This is a genomic window from Labrys wisconsinensis (genome assembly GCF_030814995.1).
Classification (GTDB): domain Bacteria; phylum Pseudomonadota; class Alphaproteobacteria; order Rhizobiales; family Labraceae; genus Labrys; species Labrys wisconsinensis.
Genome location: NZ_JAUSVX010000001.1, coordinates 1,295,814 through 1,311,225, shown reverse-complemented (window position 1 = coordinate 1,311,225; position 15,412 = coordinate 1,295,814). Strand labels below are relative to the sequence as shown.

At 69.9% G+C, this 15,412-nt stretch carries 18 protein-coding genes; 10 read left to right on the top strand and 8 right to left on the bottom strand.

Annotation, left to right across the window (positions count from 1 at the left end):
- From sdhA to QO011_RS06000, 4 genes are all read left to right on the top strand, one after another.
- Positions 1–1,827: a succinate dehydrogenase flavoprotein subunit gene (gene sdhA, locus QO011_RS06015; RefSeq protein ID WP_307268972.1), complete on the top strand. Its 1,827-nt coding sequence runs from the start codon at positions 1–3 to the stop codon at positions 1,825–1,827.
- A 64-nt stretch (positions 1,828–1,891) separates the two neighbouring features.
- The gene (locus tag QO011_RS06010) at positions 1,892–2,719 is read left to right on the top strand and encodes an alpha/beta fold hydrolase (RefSeq protein WP_307268969.1); all 828 of its coding nucleotides are present in this window, start codon (positions 1,892–1,894) and stop codon (positions 2,717–2,719) included.
- Positions 2,716–3,156, top strand: coding sequence for a DUF3052 domain-containing protein (locus QO011_RS06005; protein ID WP_307268967.1), 441 nt, complete (start codon positions 2,716–2,718; stop codon positions 3,154–3,156). Before QO011_RS06010 ends, QO011_RS06005 begins: the two co-directional genes overlap by 4 nt.
- A gap of 9 nt (positions 3,157–3,165) precedes the next feature.
- The gene (locus QO011_RS06000) at positions 3,166–3,948 is read left to right on the top strand and encodes a succinate dehydrogenase iron-sulfur subunit (protein WP_307268964.1); all 783 of its coding nucleotides are present in this window, start codon (positions 3,166–3,168) and stop codon (positions 3,946–3,948) included.
- 12 nt (positions 3,949–3,960) lie between these two features.
- On the opposite strand, the gene QO011_RS05995 is transcribed toward QO011_RS06000, so the two are convergent.
- Positions 3,961–4,188 carry a hypothetical protein gene (locus QO011_RS05995; RefSeq protein ID WP_307268962.1) on the bottom strand — a complete coding sequence of 76 codons (228 nt, stop codon included), beginning with the start codon at positions 4,186–4,188 and terminating at the stop codon, positions 3,961–3,963.
- 242 nt (positions 4,189–4,430) lie between these two features.
- On the opposite strand from QO011_RS05995, the gene QO011_RS05990 reads away from it, so the two are divergent.
- Complete coding sequence (locus QO011_RS05990; protein WP_307268959.1) at positions 4,431–5,099, top strand: AprI/Inh family metalloprotease inhibitor; 669 nt, start codon at positions 4,431–4,433, stop codon at positions 5,097–5,099.
- A 43-nt stretch (positions 5,100–5,142) separates the two neighbouring features.
- Here QO011_RS05990 and QO011_RS05985 read toward each other — a convergent pair whose 3' ends face one another.
- The gene (locus QO011_RS05985) at positions 5,143–6,090 is read right to left on the bottom strand and encodes a fatty acid desaturase (RefSeq protein WP_307268956.1); all 948 of its coding nucleotides are present in this window, start codon (positions 6,088–6,090) and stop codon (positions 5,143–5,145) included.
- Between the two features lie 164 nt (positions 6,091–6,254).
- Between QO011_RS05985 and QO011_RS05980 the strand changes: the two genes are divergently transcribed.
- Positions 6,255–7,109 (top strand): helix-turn-helix domain-containing protein, encoded by an 855-nt coding sequence (locus QO011_RS05980; protein WP_307268954.1) that lies wholly within the window; start codon positions 6,255–6,257, stop codon positions 7,107–7,109.
- On the opposite strand, the gene QO011_RS05975 is transcribed toward QO011_RS05980, so the two are convergent.
- Genes QO011_RS05975 through QO011_RS05965 form a run of 3 tightly spaced genes read right to left on the bottom strand, consistent with a single transcriptional unit; the run spans position 7,096 to position 10,790 of the window.
- On the bottom strand, positions 7,096–7,659 hold the full coding sequence (locus QO011_RS05975) for a HutD/Ves family protein (protein WP_307268951.1): 564 nt from the start codon (positions 7,657–7,659) through the stop codon (positions 7,096–7,098). The genes QO011_RS05980 and QO011_RS05975 overlap by 14 nt on opposite strands.
- Before the next feature lie 4 nt (positions 7,660–7,663).
- Positions 7,664–9,352 carry a urocanate hydratase gene (gene hutU / locus QO011_RS05970; RefSeq protein ID WP_307268948.1) on the bottom strand — a complete coding sequence of 563 codons (1,689 nt, stop codon included), beginning with the start codon at positions 9,350–9,352 and terminating at the stop codon, positions 7,664–7,666.
- Positions 9,353–9,404: 52 nt separating this feature from the next.
- Positions 9,405–10,790: a formimidoylglutamate deiminase gene (locus QO011_RS05965; RefSeq protein ID WP_307268945.1), complete on the bottom strand. Its 1,386-nt coding sequence runs from the start codon at positions 10,788–10,790 to the stop codon at positions 9,405–9,407.
- 186 nt (positions 10,791–10,976) lie between these two features.
- On the opposite strand from QO011_RS05965, the gene QO011_RS05960 reads away from it, so the two are divergent.
- The 4 genes from QO011_RS05960 (at position 10,977) to QO011_RS05945 (ending at position 13,252) form a co-directional block, all read left to right on the top strand.
- Entirely contained in the window at positions 10,977–11,414 is a 438-nt protein-coding gene (locus QO011_RS05960; protein ID WP_307268943.1) for a hypothetical protein, read from the top strand.
- A 176-nt stretch (positions 11,415–11,590) separates the two neighbouring features.
- On the top strand, positions 11,591–11,890 hold the full coding sequence (locus QO011_RS05955; RefSeq protein ID WP_307268941.1) for a type II toxin-antitoxin system RelB/DinJ family antitoxin: 300 nt from the start codon (positions 11,591–11,593) through the stop codon (positions 11,888–11,890).
- Positions 11,877–12,161, top strand: coding sequence for a type II toxin-antitoxin system RelE/ParE family toxin (locus tag QO011_RS05950; RefSeq protein WP_307268939.1), 285 nt, complete (start codon positions 11,877–11,879; stop codon positions 12,159–12,161). Before QO011_RS05955 ends, QO011_RS05950 begins: the two co-directional genes overlap by 14 nt.
- A gap of 134 nt (positions 12,162–12,295) precedes the next feature.
- Positions 12,296–13,252 (top strand): alpha/beta fold hydrolase, encoded by a 957-nt coding sequence (locus tag QO011_RS05945; protein ID WP_307268936.1) that lies wholly within the window; start codon positions 12,296–12,298, stop codon positions 13,250–13,252.
- A 52-nt stretch (positions 13,253–13,304) separates the two neighbouring features.
- Here QO011_RS05945 and QO011_RS05940 read toward each other — a convergent pair whose 3' ends face one another.
- From QO011_RS05940 to QO011_RS05930, 3 genes are all read right to left on the bottom strand, one after another.
- On the bottom strand, positions 13,305–13,937 hold the full coding sequence (locus QO011_RS05940; protein ID WP_307268934.1) for a LysE family translocator: 633 nt from the start codon (positions 13,935–13,937) through the stop codon (positions 13,305–13,307).
- A gap of 175 nt (positions 13,938–14,112) precedes the next feature.
- Complete coding sequence (hisN, locus tag QO011_RS05935) at positions 14,113–14,898, bottom strand: histidinol-phosphatase (RefSeq protein ID WP_307268932.1); 786 nt, start codon at positions 14,896–14,898, stop codon at positions 14,113–14,115.
- A 128-nt stretch (positions 14,899–15,026) separates the two neighbouring features.
- Positions 15,027–15,323 carry a hypothetical protein gene (locus tag QO011_RS05930; protein ID WP_307268930.1) on the bottom strand — a complete coding sequence of 99 codons (297 nt, stop codon included), beginning with the start codon at positions 15,321–15,323 and terminating at the stop codon, positions 15,027–15,029.
- Positions 15,324–15,412 lie beyond the last annotated feature (89 nt).

Below are 15,412 nucleotides of genomic sequence, written 5' to 3'. Positions count from 1 at the left end.
ATGGCCGACGGATCGATCAACGCCCCCGCAGCGAACGGCCAGGCCTATCCGGTCACCGACCACACCTACGACGTCATCGTCGTCGGCGCCGGCGGCGCGGGCCTGCGCGCCGTGGTCGGCTGCTCGCAGGCCGGGCTGCGCACCGCCTGCATCACCAAGGTGTTCCCGACCCGCTCGCACACCGTGGCGGCCCAGGGCGGCATCGCCGCCTCGCTCGGCAACATGAGCGAGGACGACTGGCGCTTCCACATGTACGACACCGTCAAGGGCTCCGACTGGCTCGGCGACCAGGACGCCATCGAGTATCTCGTGCGCAGCGCCCCGGCCGCGGTCTACGAGCTGGAGCACTGGGGCGTGCCGTTCTCGCGCACCGAGGACGGGCGCATCTACCAGCGCCCCTTCGGCGGCATGACCACGAATTACGGCAAGGGCATCGCCCTGCGCACCTGCGCCGCCGCCGACCGCACCGGCCACGCCATGCTGCACACGCTCTACGGCGCGGCGCTCAAGCACACGGCCGAGTTCTTCATCGAATATTTCGCCATCGACCTGATCATGGACGAGGACGGGCGCTGCCGCGGCGTGGTGGCGCTGAAGATGGACGACGGCACCATCCACCGCTTCCGGGCGCAGCGCACGATCCTGGCGACCGGCGGCTATGGCCGCGCCTATTTCTCGGCGACCTCGGCCCATACCTGCACCGGCGACGGCAATGCCATGGTGCTGCGCGCCGGCCTGCCGCTGCAGGACATGGAATTCGTGCAGTTCCACCCGACCGGCATCTACGGCGCCGGCTGCCTGATCACCGAGGGCGCCCGCGGCGAAGGCGGCTACCTCACCAATTCGGAGGGCGAGCGCTTCATGGAGCGCTACGCCCCCTCGGTGAAGGACCTCGCCCCGCGCGACATGGTCTCGCGCGCCATGACCATGGAGATCCGCGAAGGCCGCGGCGTGGGCAAGAACAAGGACCACATCTTCCTGCACCTCGACCATCTCGACCCGAAGATCCTGCACGAGCGCCTGCCCGGCATCTCCGAGAGCGCCCGCATCTTCGCCGGCGTCGACGTCACCAAGGAGCCGATCCCGGTGCTGCCGACGGTGCACTACAACATGGGCGGCATCCCGACCAACTATCACGGCGAGGTGCTGACCAAGAAGGGCAACGATCCCGACGTGGTCGTGCCCGGCCTGATGGCGCTGGGGGAGGCGGCCTGCGTCTCCGTGCACGGGGCCAACCGCCTCGGCTCCAACTCGCTGATCGATCTCGTCGTGTTCGGCCGGGCGGCGGGCCTGCGCTGCGCCGAGACGGTGACGGCGGGCGAGAAGCAGCCCGAGCTGCCGAAGGGCTCGGCCGACCTGGCGCTGGCGCGCCTCGACCGGCTGCGCCACGCCCAGGGCGGCACGCCGACCGCCGAGCTCCGGCTCGCCATGCAGCGGGTGATGCAGGAGGACTGCGCCGTCTACCGCACCGGCGAGACGCTGGAGCAGGGTCAGAAGCGTATCCACGCGGTGTGGAAGGGGTCCGACGACGTGCGCGTCACCGACCGCTCGCTGATCTGGAACACCGACCTGATCGAGACGATGGAGTTCGACAACCTGATCGCCCAGGCGGTGGTGACCATGGACGGCGCGGTCAACCGGACGGAGAGCCGGGGCGCGCATGCGCGCGAGGATTTTCCGCAGCGCGACGACAAAGAGTGGATGAAGCACACGCTGGCCTGGGCCGACGTCAAGGCCAAGGCGGTGACCATCGACTACCGGCCGGTGCACACCTACACCATGAGCAACGACGTGCAGTATATCGAGCCGAAGGCGCGGGTGTACTGATGCGCCGGAGCGGGAGGTCCGCAGCGATCGGGCGGCCTCCGACCGGCAGGCCGGCGGGAGCGCCATGTCGTCGCTGACGCTGCCCCACCGCTTCGAGCACGAGGGCGAGGCCATCGCCTTCGACCGCCGGGGGCACGGCCAGCCCTTGGTCTTCCTGCACGGCACGCCGTTCTCCTCGTTCGTCTGGCGGCGGATCGCGCCGCTGTTCGAGGTCGATCACGAGATCGTCCTCATCGACCTCGCGGGCTACGGCCAATCAGCGATGCGCGAGGGCCAGGACGTGTCGCTCGCGCGTCAGGGCCGGATGTTCGCCGCCTTCCTCGCCGATCAGGCCCTCGCCCGACCGGATGTTGTGGCGCACGATTTCGGCGGCGCGACCAGCCTGCGCGCCCATCTCCTGCACCAGGCCGAGTATCGCTCGCTCACCCTGATCGATCCGGTGGCGATCGCGCCCTGGGGCTCGCCCTTCGTGCGGCATGTGCGGGCCCACGAGACGGCCTTCGCCGGCCTGCCGGCGACTATCCACGAAGCCATCCTGCCGGCCTATGTCCAGGGTGCCGCGCACCGGCCGCTGGCGACCGAGGCGACGACGGGCTATGCCGCGCCCTGGCTCGGCGAGGTCGGCCAGGCGGCGTTCTATCGCCAGATCGCGCAGATGGACCAGCGCTTCACCGACGAGATCGAGCCGCTGCTCGGCCGCCTGCGCTGCCCGGTGCAGCTCCTCTGGGGCGCCGAGGACGCCTGGATCCCGCTGGAGCGGGGCCATGCCCTGGCGGCGCGCCTCGGCCTCGGCGGGCCGATCATCGTGCCGAAGGCCGGCCATCTCGTGCAGGAGGACGCGCCGGAAGCCCTGACGGCGGCGCTGCTGCGCTTCCTGGGTCAGCGCCCATGACCGCGCTCGCGCCGGCCGGCTATTCCGGCAAGCCCCTGCCCGACAAGCTCGGCCTGAAGCCCGGCATGGCGGTGGCGTTCGTCGCGCTGCCGCCGGCGCTGCAAGCTCTTGCCGACGCGGCCGGCTTCGCCAGGGTCGAGCGCCTGCTGGACTGGGCCGCGGTCGAGGCCGCACCCGGCGGCTTCGACGCCATCCACGCCTTCACCACGCGCCGCGCCGAGATCGAGACGGAGCTGCCCCGCCTCCAGGCCGCCATCCGCCGGGACGGCATGATCTGGGTATCCTGGCCGAAAAAGGCCGCCCGCCTCGCCACCGACGTCACCGAGGACGTGGTGCGGGCCGCAGCCCTGTCGCTCGACCTCGTCGACGTGAAGGTCGCCGCCGTCGACGCGGTCTGGTCGGGTCTGAAACTCGTGATCCGCAAGGAACGTCGCTGAGAGAGCATCATGGTCCAGCTCACCCTCCCCAAGAACTCCCGCATCTCCAACGACGGCAGGACGTGGCCCAAGCCGGCCGGCGCCAAGCGGGTGACGGAGTTCCGCATCTACCGCTACGACCCCGACAGCGGCGCCAATCCGCGGGTCGACACCTATTTCGTCGACCGCGACGATTGCGGCCCGATGGTGCTCGACGCCCTCTTGTGGATCAAGAACAAGGTCGACCCGACCCTGACGCTGCGCCGCTCCTGCCGCGAGGGCATCTGCGGCTCCTGCGCCATGAACATCGACGGCGGCAACACGCTGGCCTGCACCAAGGCGATCGACGACATCAAGGGCGTGATCAAGATCTATCCCTTGCCGCATATGCCCGTGGTCAAGGACCTGGTGCCCGACCTCACGCGCTTCTACGCCCAGCACGCCTCGATCGAGCCCTGGCTGAAGACCGACACGGCCAAGCCGGAGAAGGAATGGCGCCAGTCGCGGGAAGACCGCGAGAAGCTCGACGGCCTCTACGAATGCATCCTGTGCGCCTGCTGCTCGACCTCGTGCCCGAGCTACTGGTGGAACGGCGACCGCTATCTCGGCCCGGCCGCGCTGCTGCAGGCCTATCGCTGGCTGATCGATTCGCGCGACGAGGGCACGGGCGAGCGCCTCGACAATCTCGAAGACCCGTTCCGGCTCTATCGCTGCCACACCATCATGAACTGTGCGCAGACCTGCCCGAAGGGACTGAACCCGGCCAAGGCGATCGCCGAGGTCAAGAAGATGATGGTGGCGCGGCAGGTCTGACGCGCCGCCGCCTCAGCGCAGCGGACCGGTGATCTCCACCGGCGGCAGGCCGGACCCGCTGTCATCAGACAGGCGGGGCGAAGCCGCTGCGGCAACGGTCTGCGGCGCGCTGAGATGCAGGGCGGCGAGCTGGGGAAGCGGCTTCTGCGGCGGGACGTCCCGCGGCAGCACGGCCGCGAAGGCCGGGAGGATCACCGCCATCAGGGCCAGGATCAGACCGGCAAGCAGCTTATCGGACATGACGCGTCACTCTCCGAAGACTGCGCGGATTTTGCAGGGCATGTCTTAACCCGGCGTTAACATTGACCATTTTCAACTCGTGACGCCTGCGGTGTTGCGATGGCCCGCCGAAGGAGAGGAATTTCCGGGGCTTCCGGCGGCGCTGCCGCACATTCCGGCTGGGACAACCGGATGGGAATGCCTAGAATGGCCGACGAGAATCGCGGCGGATCGACCTCATGAGAGTTGCTGCACAGCCTGGGATGACCCAACGCCCCGCCGGGGGCTCTCGCCAAGCGCGGCGGCCCAGGCCGGGCGCCGCGCTCTGCCTGCTGGTCCCGGCGGCGCTGGCGCTGGCCGGCTGCGAATCCACCAGCCGCTTCGATGGTGGCCTGTTCGGATCCCGCCCGGCTCCGGTCGCGGCCGCCCGGCCGATCGAGCCCGAGCCGGCCATTGCCGCGCCGACCGCGCCGGTCACCTCCGAGGCCCTGCCGCCCGTCACCGGCTCGGTCGACCCGAACGCACCGGGAGCCCCGCTGCCCGGCTCGCCGCCACCGGGCGGCTCGCAGGTCGCGACCCTGCCCGACGCCGCGGCGCCGCCCGCCGGGGCGCCGTCGTCCCCCGCTCCGGCCCCCACGCCGACGCGGCCCTCGGCCCGCGCCATGGTCGGCACCTGGAAGATCTCGGACGCGGCGCGCGGCAGCTGCGCCATCGCCCTGACGCAGCAGACGCTGCTCGACCTCTACCGGGCCTCGCCGTCGGGCTGCCAGGCGAGCTCGCTCGCCAAGGTCAATGCCTGGCAGCAGCGCGGCCAGGAGATCGTCCTGCTGGAATCGGGCGGACGCACCGCCGTGCGGCTGTTCCCGAAGGGGGACGGCACCTATGAGGGCGCCGCCACCACCTCGGGCGCGATCATCCGCATGTCGCGATAGGCTGCGGCCGGAGCGCTGCTCCCGGCCCTGAACGCTGACGGCGTCAAGCCGCGCGGTGCGGCGCGGCAGCGGCCTCGGGCGCCCGTCCGTGCGGGTGCACCGGCGTGTCGTGCGCCGTCAGGAGATAGCGCCGCGCCACATCGAGATAGCCGTCATAGACCAGGCCGCCGTTCTCGCGCAGCAGCCGCTCGCGGTTGGCGCGGTACCAGGCCGGAATCTCGTACCACGGGATCATCGGGTTCTCGTGATGGACGGCATGCAGGTTGTTGTAGAGGAAGAGCAGCCCCATCAGCGGGGCGTTCTCGACGATGGCCGTGCGTTCGTCGACCTCGCTCTCGGCCCGGTGCTCGGCGAAGGAGCGCACCAGCATCAGCGCGGTGCCGGGATAGACGAAGGCGAGGAAATAGATCAGCGGGTGCATGCCGCAGACCAGCACGATCCAGGCCAGCACCACGGCGGCCTCGACGAGGTGCCAGGTCCAGATGCGCCGCGCCAGGCGGTCGCCGCGCAGCATCGCCACCATCTCGCCGGCCAGGAAGCGGCCGATGGTCCAGGCGGGGCCGATGGTGACGCGGCCGAGGAAGGTGGCGTTGACGCGGATGATCAGCTTGCGCCAGAAGCCGAGCCGCTCCCACTCCTCCGGGATCCAGTAATAGGACTCCGGATCGTCCAGCGGGTCGGTCAGGCGCTCGTCGCGGTGATGCACGAGATGGCTGATGCGGTACCTCTCATAGGGCAGCCACAGCAGCAGCGGCCAGCCGCCGATCAGCCGGTTCAGCCCGCGGCTCCGCGTGGGGTGGCCATGGATGACCTCGTGCTGGAAGGACGCGTGCCAGGCAACGAACCAGCCCCCGAGCGGCATCAGCAGCCAGAGCGGGATGGCGTCGTGGAAATAGGTCAGCCCACCCCAGCCGGCATAGATGACGATGCCGAGCCCGACCGTCGGCCATTCGACCGTGCGCCTGCGGGGGGGAATGCGTACGCCGTGCATGGGATCCTCGTGAGTCGGCGAAAGTCTACCGAATCACTGGAGTGATGCAAGGATGCTCTTGTAGCATTTGATTGACTATTATAGCGTTCTGTTGCAGTATGTTTTGAATTATATCTTCTGTTGACTTTCATAAACAGCAAGCCCCATCAACAAGCGTGACAGCCATGGCGCATGCGGCGACGGCTCAGGGGTTTCGGGACCGGCTGGAGCAGGTGATCGGTCGCACCGGCCTCAACCATGCCGCCTTCTCGCGCCATGTCGGCGTCGACCGTTCGACCCTGTCGCAGCTGGTCTCGCCGGCCAACGACCGGCTGCCGCGGGCCGAGACCCTGATGGCGATCGCCACCCATTGCCGCGTCTCGATGGACTGGCTGCTCGGCCTCAGCCAGCGCGAGGAGGTCGGCGCCCCGCTGGTGGAGACGGCGCTGACCATCGAGACGCAGGCCCATGCTCCCTTCGACCACCGCTTCCTGCGCTGGCTGACTGACGCGGACGGCCGCAAGCTGCGCACCGTGCCGGTGAGCTTCCCCGACTTCATGAAGACCGATGCGGTGATGCGCTTCGAATATGCGGTGGCGCTCGAGGCCGATCCCTATCCCGATCTCGCGGCGCGGCGGCAGCAGATCCGCGATGCCCTCGACCAGGGCACCGAGATCGAGGCCTGCGTGGCATTGCAGGCGCTCGAGGCGTTCGCCCACGGCCAGGGCGCCTGGGCCGGCATCGGCGCCGAGGAGCGCCGGGAGCAGCTTGCCGAGACGATCGGCTTCGTCGACGGCTTCTACCCCGCCTTTCGCCTGTTCCTCTACGACCTCCGGCAGACCTATTCGGCGCCCTTCACCGTGTTCGGCCAGAGCCGCGTCGCGGTCTATCTCGGCCCCAGCTACATGGTGCTGAACGCCAGCGAGCACATCCGCATGTTCGCCCGCCGCTTCGACGACATCATCCGCACCAGCGCGGTGCAGCCGCACGAGGTGACGCACCACCTGGAAGGGCTGCGGGCCGCCGTCAGCGCAGCGTGACCGCGGCGACGGCGAGGATGCCGGCGCCGGCGGCTCGCACCCGCTCTCCAGGATGGTCCGACAAGACGCCGAGCTCGCCCTCGCCGAGCAGCGCATCCCCGACGCCCGCCTCCAGCCGCCAGCGGCCCTGCAGGGCCAGCAGCGCCATGCGGTCGGTCGACGCGATCTCGAACGGACCGCGATGGATGGTCATTGTCCCGCGCGCCCGTGCACGGTCGACCATCAGGTTGAGGTCGCGCGAAGGCCCGCGCACCCGGCAGGCCGCGACCGGCCAGTCGCCGGAAAAGGCGACCGGCTCCAGCATGAGGGCCGGGCGCACGCCGCCATGGGCGCCGAGATCGAGGTCGAAGCCATCGCCTTCGATCAAGGTCAGGATGCGGTCGACGCCCGGCAGGGCGGAGAAGGGTCCGTCCTCATTGACCTCCGCCCGCGACAGCCGCCAGAGCATGCGGCCATCGGCATCCTCGCGCCGGAGCTCGACGGTGACGCCCCGGCCATTGGCCCAGGGCATCGACCGGTAGTCGGCGGGACGCAGAACCCGGATCGGCACGGCGTCAGGCCATCGGCCGCTTCAGCCCCTGCTCCCGGGCGCAGTCGACCGCGATCTGGTAGCCGGCATCGGCATGGCGCATCACGCCGGTGCCGGGGTCGTTGTAGAGCACGCGCTCCAGGCGCCTGGCCGCCTCCGGCGTGCCGTCGGCGACGATCACCATGCCGGCGTGCTGGGAGAAACCCATGCCGACGCCGCCGCCATGGTGCAGCGACACCCAGGTCGCCCCCGAGGCGGTGTTGAGCAGGGCGTTGAGCAGCGGCCAGTCGGAGACCGCGTCCGAGCCGTCCTGCATCGCCTCGGTCTCGCGGTTGGGCGAGGCGACCGAGCCGCTGTCGAGATGGTCGCGGCCGATGACGATCGGCGCCTTCACCTCGCCCTTGGCCACCATCTCGTTGAAGGCGAGGCCGAGGCGATGGCGCTGGCCGAGGCCGACCCAGCAGATGCGCGCCGGCAGGCCCTGGAAGGCGATGCGCTCCCTTGCCATGTCGAGCCAGTTGTGCAGGTGCGCGTCATCCGGGATCAGCTCCTTCACCCGCTGGTCGGTGCGGAAGATGTCCTCCGGATCGCCCGACAGCGCCGCCCAGCGGAAGGGACCGACGCCGCGGCAGAACAGCGGCCGGATATAGGCCGGCACGAAGCCGGGGAAGTCGAAGGCGTCGGCGACGCCCATCTCCTTGGCCATCTGGCGGATATTGTTGCCGTAGTCGAGGGTGGGGATGCCGAGCCGCTGCAGGTCGAGCATCGCCTGCACCTGCACCGCCATCGAGGCCTTGGCCGCCTGCTCCACCGCCTTGGGGTCTTCCAGCTTGCGGCGCTCGTGCTCCTCCAGCGTCCAGCCCGCCGGCAGGTAGCCGTTGAGCGGGTCGTGCGCCGAGGTCTGGTCGGTGACCATGTCGGGCCGGGCGCGGGCGTCCCCCGCCTTCACCCGCTCGACGAGCTTGGGGAAGATCTCGGCCGCGTTGGCGAGCAGGCCGACGGAGATCGGCTTGCCGGTGGTCCGCGCCGTCTCGATCAGGCCGAGCGCCTCGTCGAGGTCGGCGGTCCAGGCGTCGAGATAGCGGGTCTGCAGGCGCTTCTCGATGCTGGCCATGCGGCACTCCACCGCCAGCATCGAGGCGCCGGCCATGGTGGCGGCGAGGGGCTGGGCCCCACCCATGCCGCCGAGGCCGCCGGTGAGGATCCAGCGCCCCTTGAGGTCGCCGCCATAGTGCTGGCGGCCGGCCTCGGCGAAGGTCTCGTAGGTGCCCTGCACGATGCCCTGCGAGCCGATATAGATCCAGGAGCCGGCCGTCATCTGGCCGTACATCATCAGGCCCTTCTTATCGAGCTCGTGGAAATGGTCCCAGGTGGCCCAGGCCGGCACCAGGTTGGAATTGGCGATCAGCACCCGCGGCGAATCGAGCGTGGTGCGGAACACGCCGACCGGCTTGCCCGACTGCACCAGCAGCGTCTCGTCCGGCTCCAGCTCCTTCAGCGTGCGCACGATGGCGTCGAAGCAGGCCCAGTCGCGCGCGGCGCGGCCGATGCCGCCATAGACCACCAGCTCCTCGGGCTTTTCCGCCACCTCCGGGTCGAGATTGTTCATCAGCATGCGCAGCGCCGCCTCCGCCCCCCAGGTCTTGGCGGTCTTCTCCGGCCCGCGCGGGGCCCGGATGATGCGGCTGTTGTCGAGGCGGCTCGGAGCGTTCACGGGCAATCCCTCACAGTGAAGACGGACTGGATGGTTCGGCGCCGCCGGCCCGTCAGGGCAGGCGGTCGGCCAGCCGGGTGACGGTGCGTCGGAAGGCCTCGCGGATCGGCGCCTCGCGCACATGCTCGCGATCGCGGACCACGAAGTGCCCGCCGACCATGACGTCGCGGACCGGCGTGTCGTTGCCGTTGAACAGGAAGGCGTCGAGCACACGGTCGAGCGGCCGGCCGGCGAGAGCGGGATGGTCGGGGTCGAGCACCACCAGGTCGGCGCGCCGACCCGCCTCGATCGCCCCGATCGGACGGGCGAGCGCCTTCGTGCCGCCGGCGAGCGCCCGCGAAAACAGCGAGCGGCCGACCGAGGCGCCGACCTCGCGCTCGACCACGTTGCGGGCGCGGCGCTGCAGGCGGCAGCCATATTCGAGCCAGCGCAGCTCCTCGACCGGGCTGGTGGAGACGTTGGAATCGGTGCCGACGCCGAACAGGCCGCCCTCGTCGACGAAGTCGCGGATCGGGAAGAAGCCGTCGCCGAGATTGGCCTCGGTGGTCGGGCACAGGCCCGCGACCGCGCCGCTCGCCGCCAGGCGCCGCCGCTCCTCGTCGGTCATGTGCGTGGCGTGGATCAGGCACCAGCCCTCGCCGGCGCCGCGGTCGAGCAGCCAGTCGACCGGCCGCCGGCCGCTCCAGGCGAGGCAGTCCTCGACCTCCCTCACCTGCTCGGCGGCGTGGATATGGATCGGCATCGACCGGTCGATCGAGTCGCGCAGCGCCACGACCTCGGCCAGGCCTTCCGGCGTCACCGCCCGGAGGGAGTGCGGCGCCAGGCCGAGGCGCCAGTCGGCATTGCCGGCGATGTGCTTGTCGACCTCCTCGCAGACCAGCGCGAAGGTCTCGTCGTCGAGGACGAAGCGGCGCTGGCCCTCCGTCGGCGGGGCGCCGCCGAACTGCGAGGCCTGGTAGAGCACCGGCATCAGGGTGAGGCCGATGCCCGCGGCCTCGGCACCGGCCAGGACGCGCCAGGACAGCTCGGCCGGGTCGTCATAGACCGCGCCAGCGGGATCGTTGTGCAAATAGTGGAATTCACCGACCGTGGTGAAGCCGTGCTTCAGGCACTCGACATAGAGCTGCGCCGCAATGGCCTGGACGTCCTCGGGCGACAGCACGCCGAGGAAGCGGTACATCACCTCGCGCCAGCTCCAGAAATTGTCGCCCTCCGGCCCCGCCCGCTCGGCTAGGCCCGCCATGGCGCGCTGGAAAGCGTGGGAATGCAGGTCGGGCATGCCGGGCAGGACGATGCCGGCGATCCGCTCGGCCTGCGGCGCGGACTCGCCGACAGGGGCGATGTTGCCGCGCGCGTCGACCGATATGGCGACGTCGGCCCGAAGGCTTCCGGCGATGAACGCGGCGTCGGCGCGATAGGTGCGGGGTGCGGCGGGCATGCGCACCATAACCACACCGGGCAGCGACGCCGCAAGACAAACCGCGACCTTTTCTGCGCCCGGCACGGCGTGCCGAACGCACGGCGTCGATGAACGCAGGCTGAACGGTCCTTTCCGGCATTGTTCAGGCCGGGCCGCATAGGCTCATCCGCAACATGGACGATGTCGCGACCGGGGCCCGCATCGATGTTCCGCCGTTTCCTCCTCGCAGCCGCCATCACGGCATCGGCGCTCGCCGGTGCCGCCTGGGCGCAGGAGGATGGCCGCGAGCTCGCCGGACTGCCGCTCCAGGCCACGACCAGCGCCGACGGCGCGCAGGCCGATGGCTGGGCGCAGCGCTGGGGATCGGGCCCCGACAATGCCGGCCTGCGCCTGCTTTCGGCGCGGGCCATTGCGGGCAGCCTCGCCCGGCAGGGCTACCGCAACGTCGACATCAAGCGCCTGCGCGGCTCCAGCTATATCGCGGAGGCGCAGTCGCCGCACGGCAACCGGGTGCTGCTGGTGGTGGACGGGCGCACCAGCGAGATCACCGGACGCCAGGTGATCGAATGGGACAAGCCCAAGCGCGATTGGGACAACGGCGGCTGGTGGAAGTTCAGCCCCTGGAGTGGTCCACGCTGGTAGGCGTCAAGCGTCCAGCGTGATTCCGGAGCGGTCCGGCAATCCGCCCGCGCCCCCCGGCGCGGGCGGATTGATTCGCGAGGCGGGCTGTCGGCCTCCACGCAGCGATCGAGCCAGAGCCTTGCGCGTATCTCATTTGAGAGACATGATGTCCGGGAGATGAGGGCGAGGAGATCATCATGGCTGTGCGCACATCGATGCTGCATGTCCGGATCGACGACGCGCTGAAGACAGAGGCGGCGGAAAGGCTTGCCGACCTCGGCCTGACGGTGTCGGACGCGGTGCGGATCCTGTTGACGCGGATCGTGCGCGAAGGCGGGCTTCCCGCCGGCCTCACTGCCGATCCGCAGGCCTATGATGCCTGGTTCCGCGCAAAGGTGAACGAGGCGCTCGCCGATACGCGCCCCGCGGTCCCCCATCTGCAGGTCATGGACGAGGCGCAAGCCCTGATCGACAAGAAGCGCCGTGCCCGCGCCTGAATGGCGGCGCTCGGCGCGCGACGACCTGCTGGCGATCGTCGATTACATCGCCGACGACAATCCCGATGCCGCCCAACGCCTGAAGGACGACATCGAAGCCAAGGTCGCCAGGCTTCCGGACCATCCCCGGCTCTATCGTCCGGGTCGCGTCCCCGGCACACGAGAGATGGTCGTCCGGGCAAATTATATCGTGATCTATGCCGAGGCCCCCGAAGCGCTCACCATCCTGCGCGTGCTGCATGCGGCGCAGCAATGGCCGCCCGGGGCGTGAAGGCGCTCCTGCCCCGAATCGGGTCGTGATGGACGACGCCCGATATCCCATATCGGCGACGAGGGTCGGGCGGACGCCCGGCCGGCAGGACTGTCGGCAAGCATTCCTGCAAGATTTGCCGCTATAAGGGCCGCATGCTCGCTGTTCCCGACGCCACGACGCTCCTCGACCTGCCCGCCAATCCCCGCCCCGCCGGTGCCGTGTGCGAGATGATCCGCGCCGCGGACGGGGTGGGCCTGCGCACGGCCCATTGGCCGGCGCTGACGCCGCGCCCGAAGGGCACGGTCTGCCTGTTCCATGGCCGCTCGGAGTTCATCGAGAAATATTACGAGGTGATCCGGGATCTCAGGGCTCGCGGCTTCGCCGTGGCGACGCTCGACTGGCGCGGCCAGGGCGGATCGGACCGGCTGATCGAGGACGGGCGGCTCGGCCATATCGCCGATTTCTCGCATTTCGCCCGCGACCTCGACGCCTTCATCCGCCAGATCGCCCTGCCGGAATGCCCGTCTCCGTTCTTCGCCCTGGCCCATTCCATGGGCGCCTCGATCCTGTTCGCCCATCTCGCCGAGCGCTCGCCCTGGTTCGAGCGCATGGTGGCGATCGCGCCGATGATCGACCTGGTCGGCCTGCCGCCGGCCCCGCGCCTGATCGCCCGTTCGCTGTGCGGCGTCGGCCTCTCCCGCCGCCTGGTGCCGGGCTGGTCGCCGAAGCCGGTGGTGCTGCGGCCGTTCGAGGGCAACCCGGTCACCTCCGACCGGACGCGTTATGCCCATGCGGCCGCCGTGGCCGAAGCCGCGCCGAAGCTCGCCATCGGCGGCCCGACCATCGGCTGGGTGCGCGCCGCCTTCCGGGCGATGGACACGCTCGGCGATCCCGGCTTCGGCCAGGACTGGCGCATGCCGACCCTGGCCGTGCTGGCGGGCGAGGACCGGGTCGTCTCGACGCTCGCGGCCGAGAGCTTCGTCCGCAAGCTGCGGGCCACCCGGGCGGTGACGGTGCCCGGGGCGCTGCACGAGGTGATGCAGGAGCGCGATGGGCTGCGCGACCGGTTCTGGGCGGCGTTCGACGCCTTCGTGCCCGGCCGCGGATAGGGCGCGGGCCGCCACCGCAGCAGAGGATGCGGCGAACCGCGGGCGCCCGCGCTCAGCGCTGCTCTGCCGCGAGGCGCAGCCCGAGAGCGACGAGCACGGCACCCGTCAGGCCTTCGAGGATTCGCCCGGCCGCGCCGCGGCGAAGAAAATCGCCCACCCTGGCGACCACGACCGCATAGGCGACGAGCCACACGAACGTCATGAGAGCGAAGATGCAGCCGCGAAGCAGAAGAGCCGAGAACGGCGCGTCGCCGGCAGGAACGAACTGCGGCAGCAGGCTCGCAAAGAACACGGCCATCTTCGGATTGCCGAGATCGCTGACGAGGCCCTGGCCGAAGGCGCGGACCGGCGTGAGCCGCCGCTCGCCATGCCGGACGCCGGCGCCGGCCCTCGCCGCCGACGGATGCAGGGCTTCGCGCAGGGCTAGAACGCCGAGATAGACGAGATAGGCGGCGCCCGCATATTTGACCGCGACGAACACGGGCTTCGACGCGATCAGCAGCGCCACGATGCCGATGCTGGTGGCCAGGGCCCAGATCAGCTGCCCCAACGCGATACCGGTCGCGGTCGAGATCCCGCCGGCACGGCCGCCGAGAAGCGTGTTCCGGATGGTCATGGCCGTGTCGGGCCCCGGCGTTGCGATGACCATCGCCGAAACGCCGAGAAAAGCGAGGTAGGCGTACATCGGACGGTTCTCCTCACGGTTCGGCCCCCCCGCAGAGGCAAAGCTGAGACGTCGGCCGTCGCGAAACCGCGCCGCTAGAGCAAAGCGCGTTTGGACGGAAACGCTTCTTTGCTCTAGCTCATTGTTTCGACGCGTCTTTGCGATTCTTGGCGATTCCGCCAAATCGCAAAACGCTTTAGCCCGCCTGCAGCAGCGACAGCGCCGCGGCATGGATGCGCGGGTCGCCGGCGGCGACGATGCGGCCGCCGGCCTGGGCCGGGCCGCCGTCCCAGGTGGTGATGGTGCCGCCGGCGCCCTCCACGATCGGGATCAGCGCCACGATGTCGTAGGGCTGCAGGTTGGATTCGATGACGAGGTCGATGAAGCCCGCCGCCAGCATGCAATAAGCGTAGCAATCGCCGCCATAGCGCGACAGCTTCACCTTCTCCTCCACGGTGGAGAAGATGCGCCGCTCCGGCTCCTGCATCAAGCGCGGGGTGGTGGTGTAGAGCACGGCGTCGGCGAGGCCGGCGCAGGAGCGGGTGCGCAGGGCGCGCTCGCCGCCGGGGCCGCGATATTTGGCCGAGCCGCCGTCGCCGGAGAAGCGCTCGCGGGTGAAGGGCTGGTGCATCATGCCGTAGCAGGGCTGGCCGTTGCGCAGGAGGCCGATCAGCGTGCCCCAGCCCGGCATGCCGGCGATGAAGGTCTTGGTGCCGTCGATGGGGTCGAGCACCCAGACGAACTCGGCGTCGAGCCGCTCCGAGCCGAATTCCTCGCCCATCACGCCATGGGAGGGGAAGGTGGCACGGATGCGATGGCGGATCGCCGCCTCCGCGGCCTTGTCCGCCTCGGTGACGGGATCGAAGGCCCCTCCGCCCGATTTGTCCTCGACCCCCAGGGCGGTGCGGAAGAATGGCATGATCGCCGTTCCGGACACGGTCGCCAGCTCGTCCACGAAGGCTTCGAAATCGACTGCGGTCATGGGCCGTCATTCCCCCGTCTCTGCCGCCTGATTAGGCGAGGCCGCGGGGGTTGGCAATGCGTCGCCGTCGCCGCTCAACAAAAGGCCCCGCCCGAGGGCGGGGCCCGGTCATTGGCCAGCGGGCAGGATCAGTCGCAGACCCGCACGCGCTCCCAGTGATAGCCGTAGTCGTAGGTGTTGCGCACCTGCTGGCGGGTCCAGTAGCAGGCCGGCTCGACATAGACCGGCTCGGGCTCCACCTCGTAGCCATAGGCCGGCCGCTGCGCCAGGGCACCGCCGAGCAGCAGGCCGCCGACGAGGCCGGCCGCCGCACCGGCAACGGCGGCGCCGTTGCGCCCGCGGCGAGCCTCGGCATCGCCGGTGGTCGACAGGGTCGCGCCGGCAACCAGAGCGGCAGCCAGGGTCATTGCAAGAACTTTCTTCATCACGCTCAGCTCCTCAGCCCCTATGGTCGTTGGTTCGACCGATTTATCGACAGACAATGGCATCATTATGCGAAAATTCCGCGGGAATT

Excerpts from the sequence above, each read along its gene's own strand:
- sdhA (WP_307268972.1), top strand. The coding sequence starts at position 1 with ATGGCCGACGGATCGATCAACGCCCCCGCAGCGAACGGCCAGGCCTAT.
- QO011_RS06010 (WP_307268969.1), top strand. The coding sequence starts at position 1,892 with ATGTCGTCGCTGACGCTGCCCCACCGCTTCGAGCACGAGGGCGAGGCC.
- QO011_RS06005 (WP_307268967.1), top strand. The coding sequence starts at position 2,716 with ATGACCGCGCTCGCGCCGGCCGGCTATTCCGGCAAGCCCCTGCCCGAC.
- QO011_RS06000 (WP_307268964.1), top strand. The coding sequence starts at position 3,166 with ATGGTCCAGCTCACCCTCCCCAAGAACTCCCGCATCTCCAACGACGGC.
- QO011_RS05995 (WP_307268962.1), bottom strand. The coding sequence starts at position 4,188 with ATGTCCGATAAGCTGCTTGCCGGTCTGATCCTGGCCCTGATGGCGGTG.
- QO011_RS05990 (WP_307268959.1), top strand. The coding sequence starts at position 4,431 with ATGACCCAACGCCCCGCCGGGGGCTCTCGCCAAGCGCGGCGGCCCAGG.
- QO011_RS05985 (WP_307268956.1), bottom strand. The coding sequence starts at position 6,090 with ATGCACGGCGTACGCATTCCCCCCCGCAGGCGCACGGTCGAATGGCCG.
- QO011_RS05980 (WP_307268954.1), top strand. The coding sequence starts at position 6,255 with ATGGCGCATGCGGCGACGGCTCAGGGGTTTCGGGACCGGCTGGAGCAG.
- QO011_RS05965 (WP_307268945.1), bottom strand. The coding sequence starts at position 10,790 with ATGCCCGCCGCACCCCGCACCTATCGCGCCGACGCCGCGTTCATCGCC.
- QO011_RS05960 (WP_307268943.1), top strand. The coding sequence starts at position 10,977 with ATGTTCCGCCGTTTCCTCCTCGCAGCCGCCATCACGGCATCGGCGCTC.
- QO011_RS05955 (WP_307268941.1), top strand. The coding sequence starts at position 11,591 with ATGGCTGTGCGCACATCGATGCTGCATGTCCGGATCGACGACGCGCTG.
- QO011_RS05945 (WP_307268936.1), top strand. The coding sequence starts at position 12,296 with ATGCTCGCTGTTCCCGACGCCACGACGCTCCTCGACCTGCCCGCCAAT.
- QO011_RS05940 (WP_307268934.1), bottom strand. The coding sequence starts at position 13,937 with ATGTACGCCTACCTCGCTTTTCTCGGCGTTTCGGCGATGGTCATCGCA.
- hisN (WP_307268932.1), bottom strand. The coding sequence starts at position 14,898 with ATGACCGCAGTCGATTTCGAAGCCTTCGTGGACGAGCTGGCGACCGTG.
- QO011_RS05930 (WP_307268930.1), bottom strand. The coding sequence starts at position 15,323 with ATGAAGAAAGTTCTTGCAATGACCCTGGCTGCCGCTCTGGTTGCCGGC.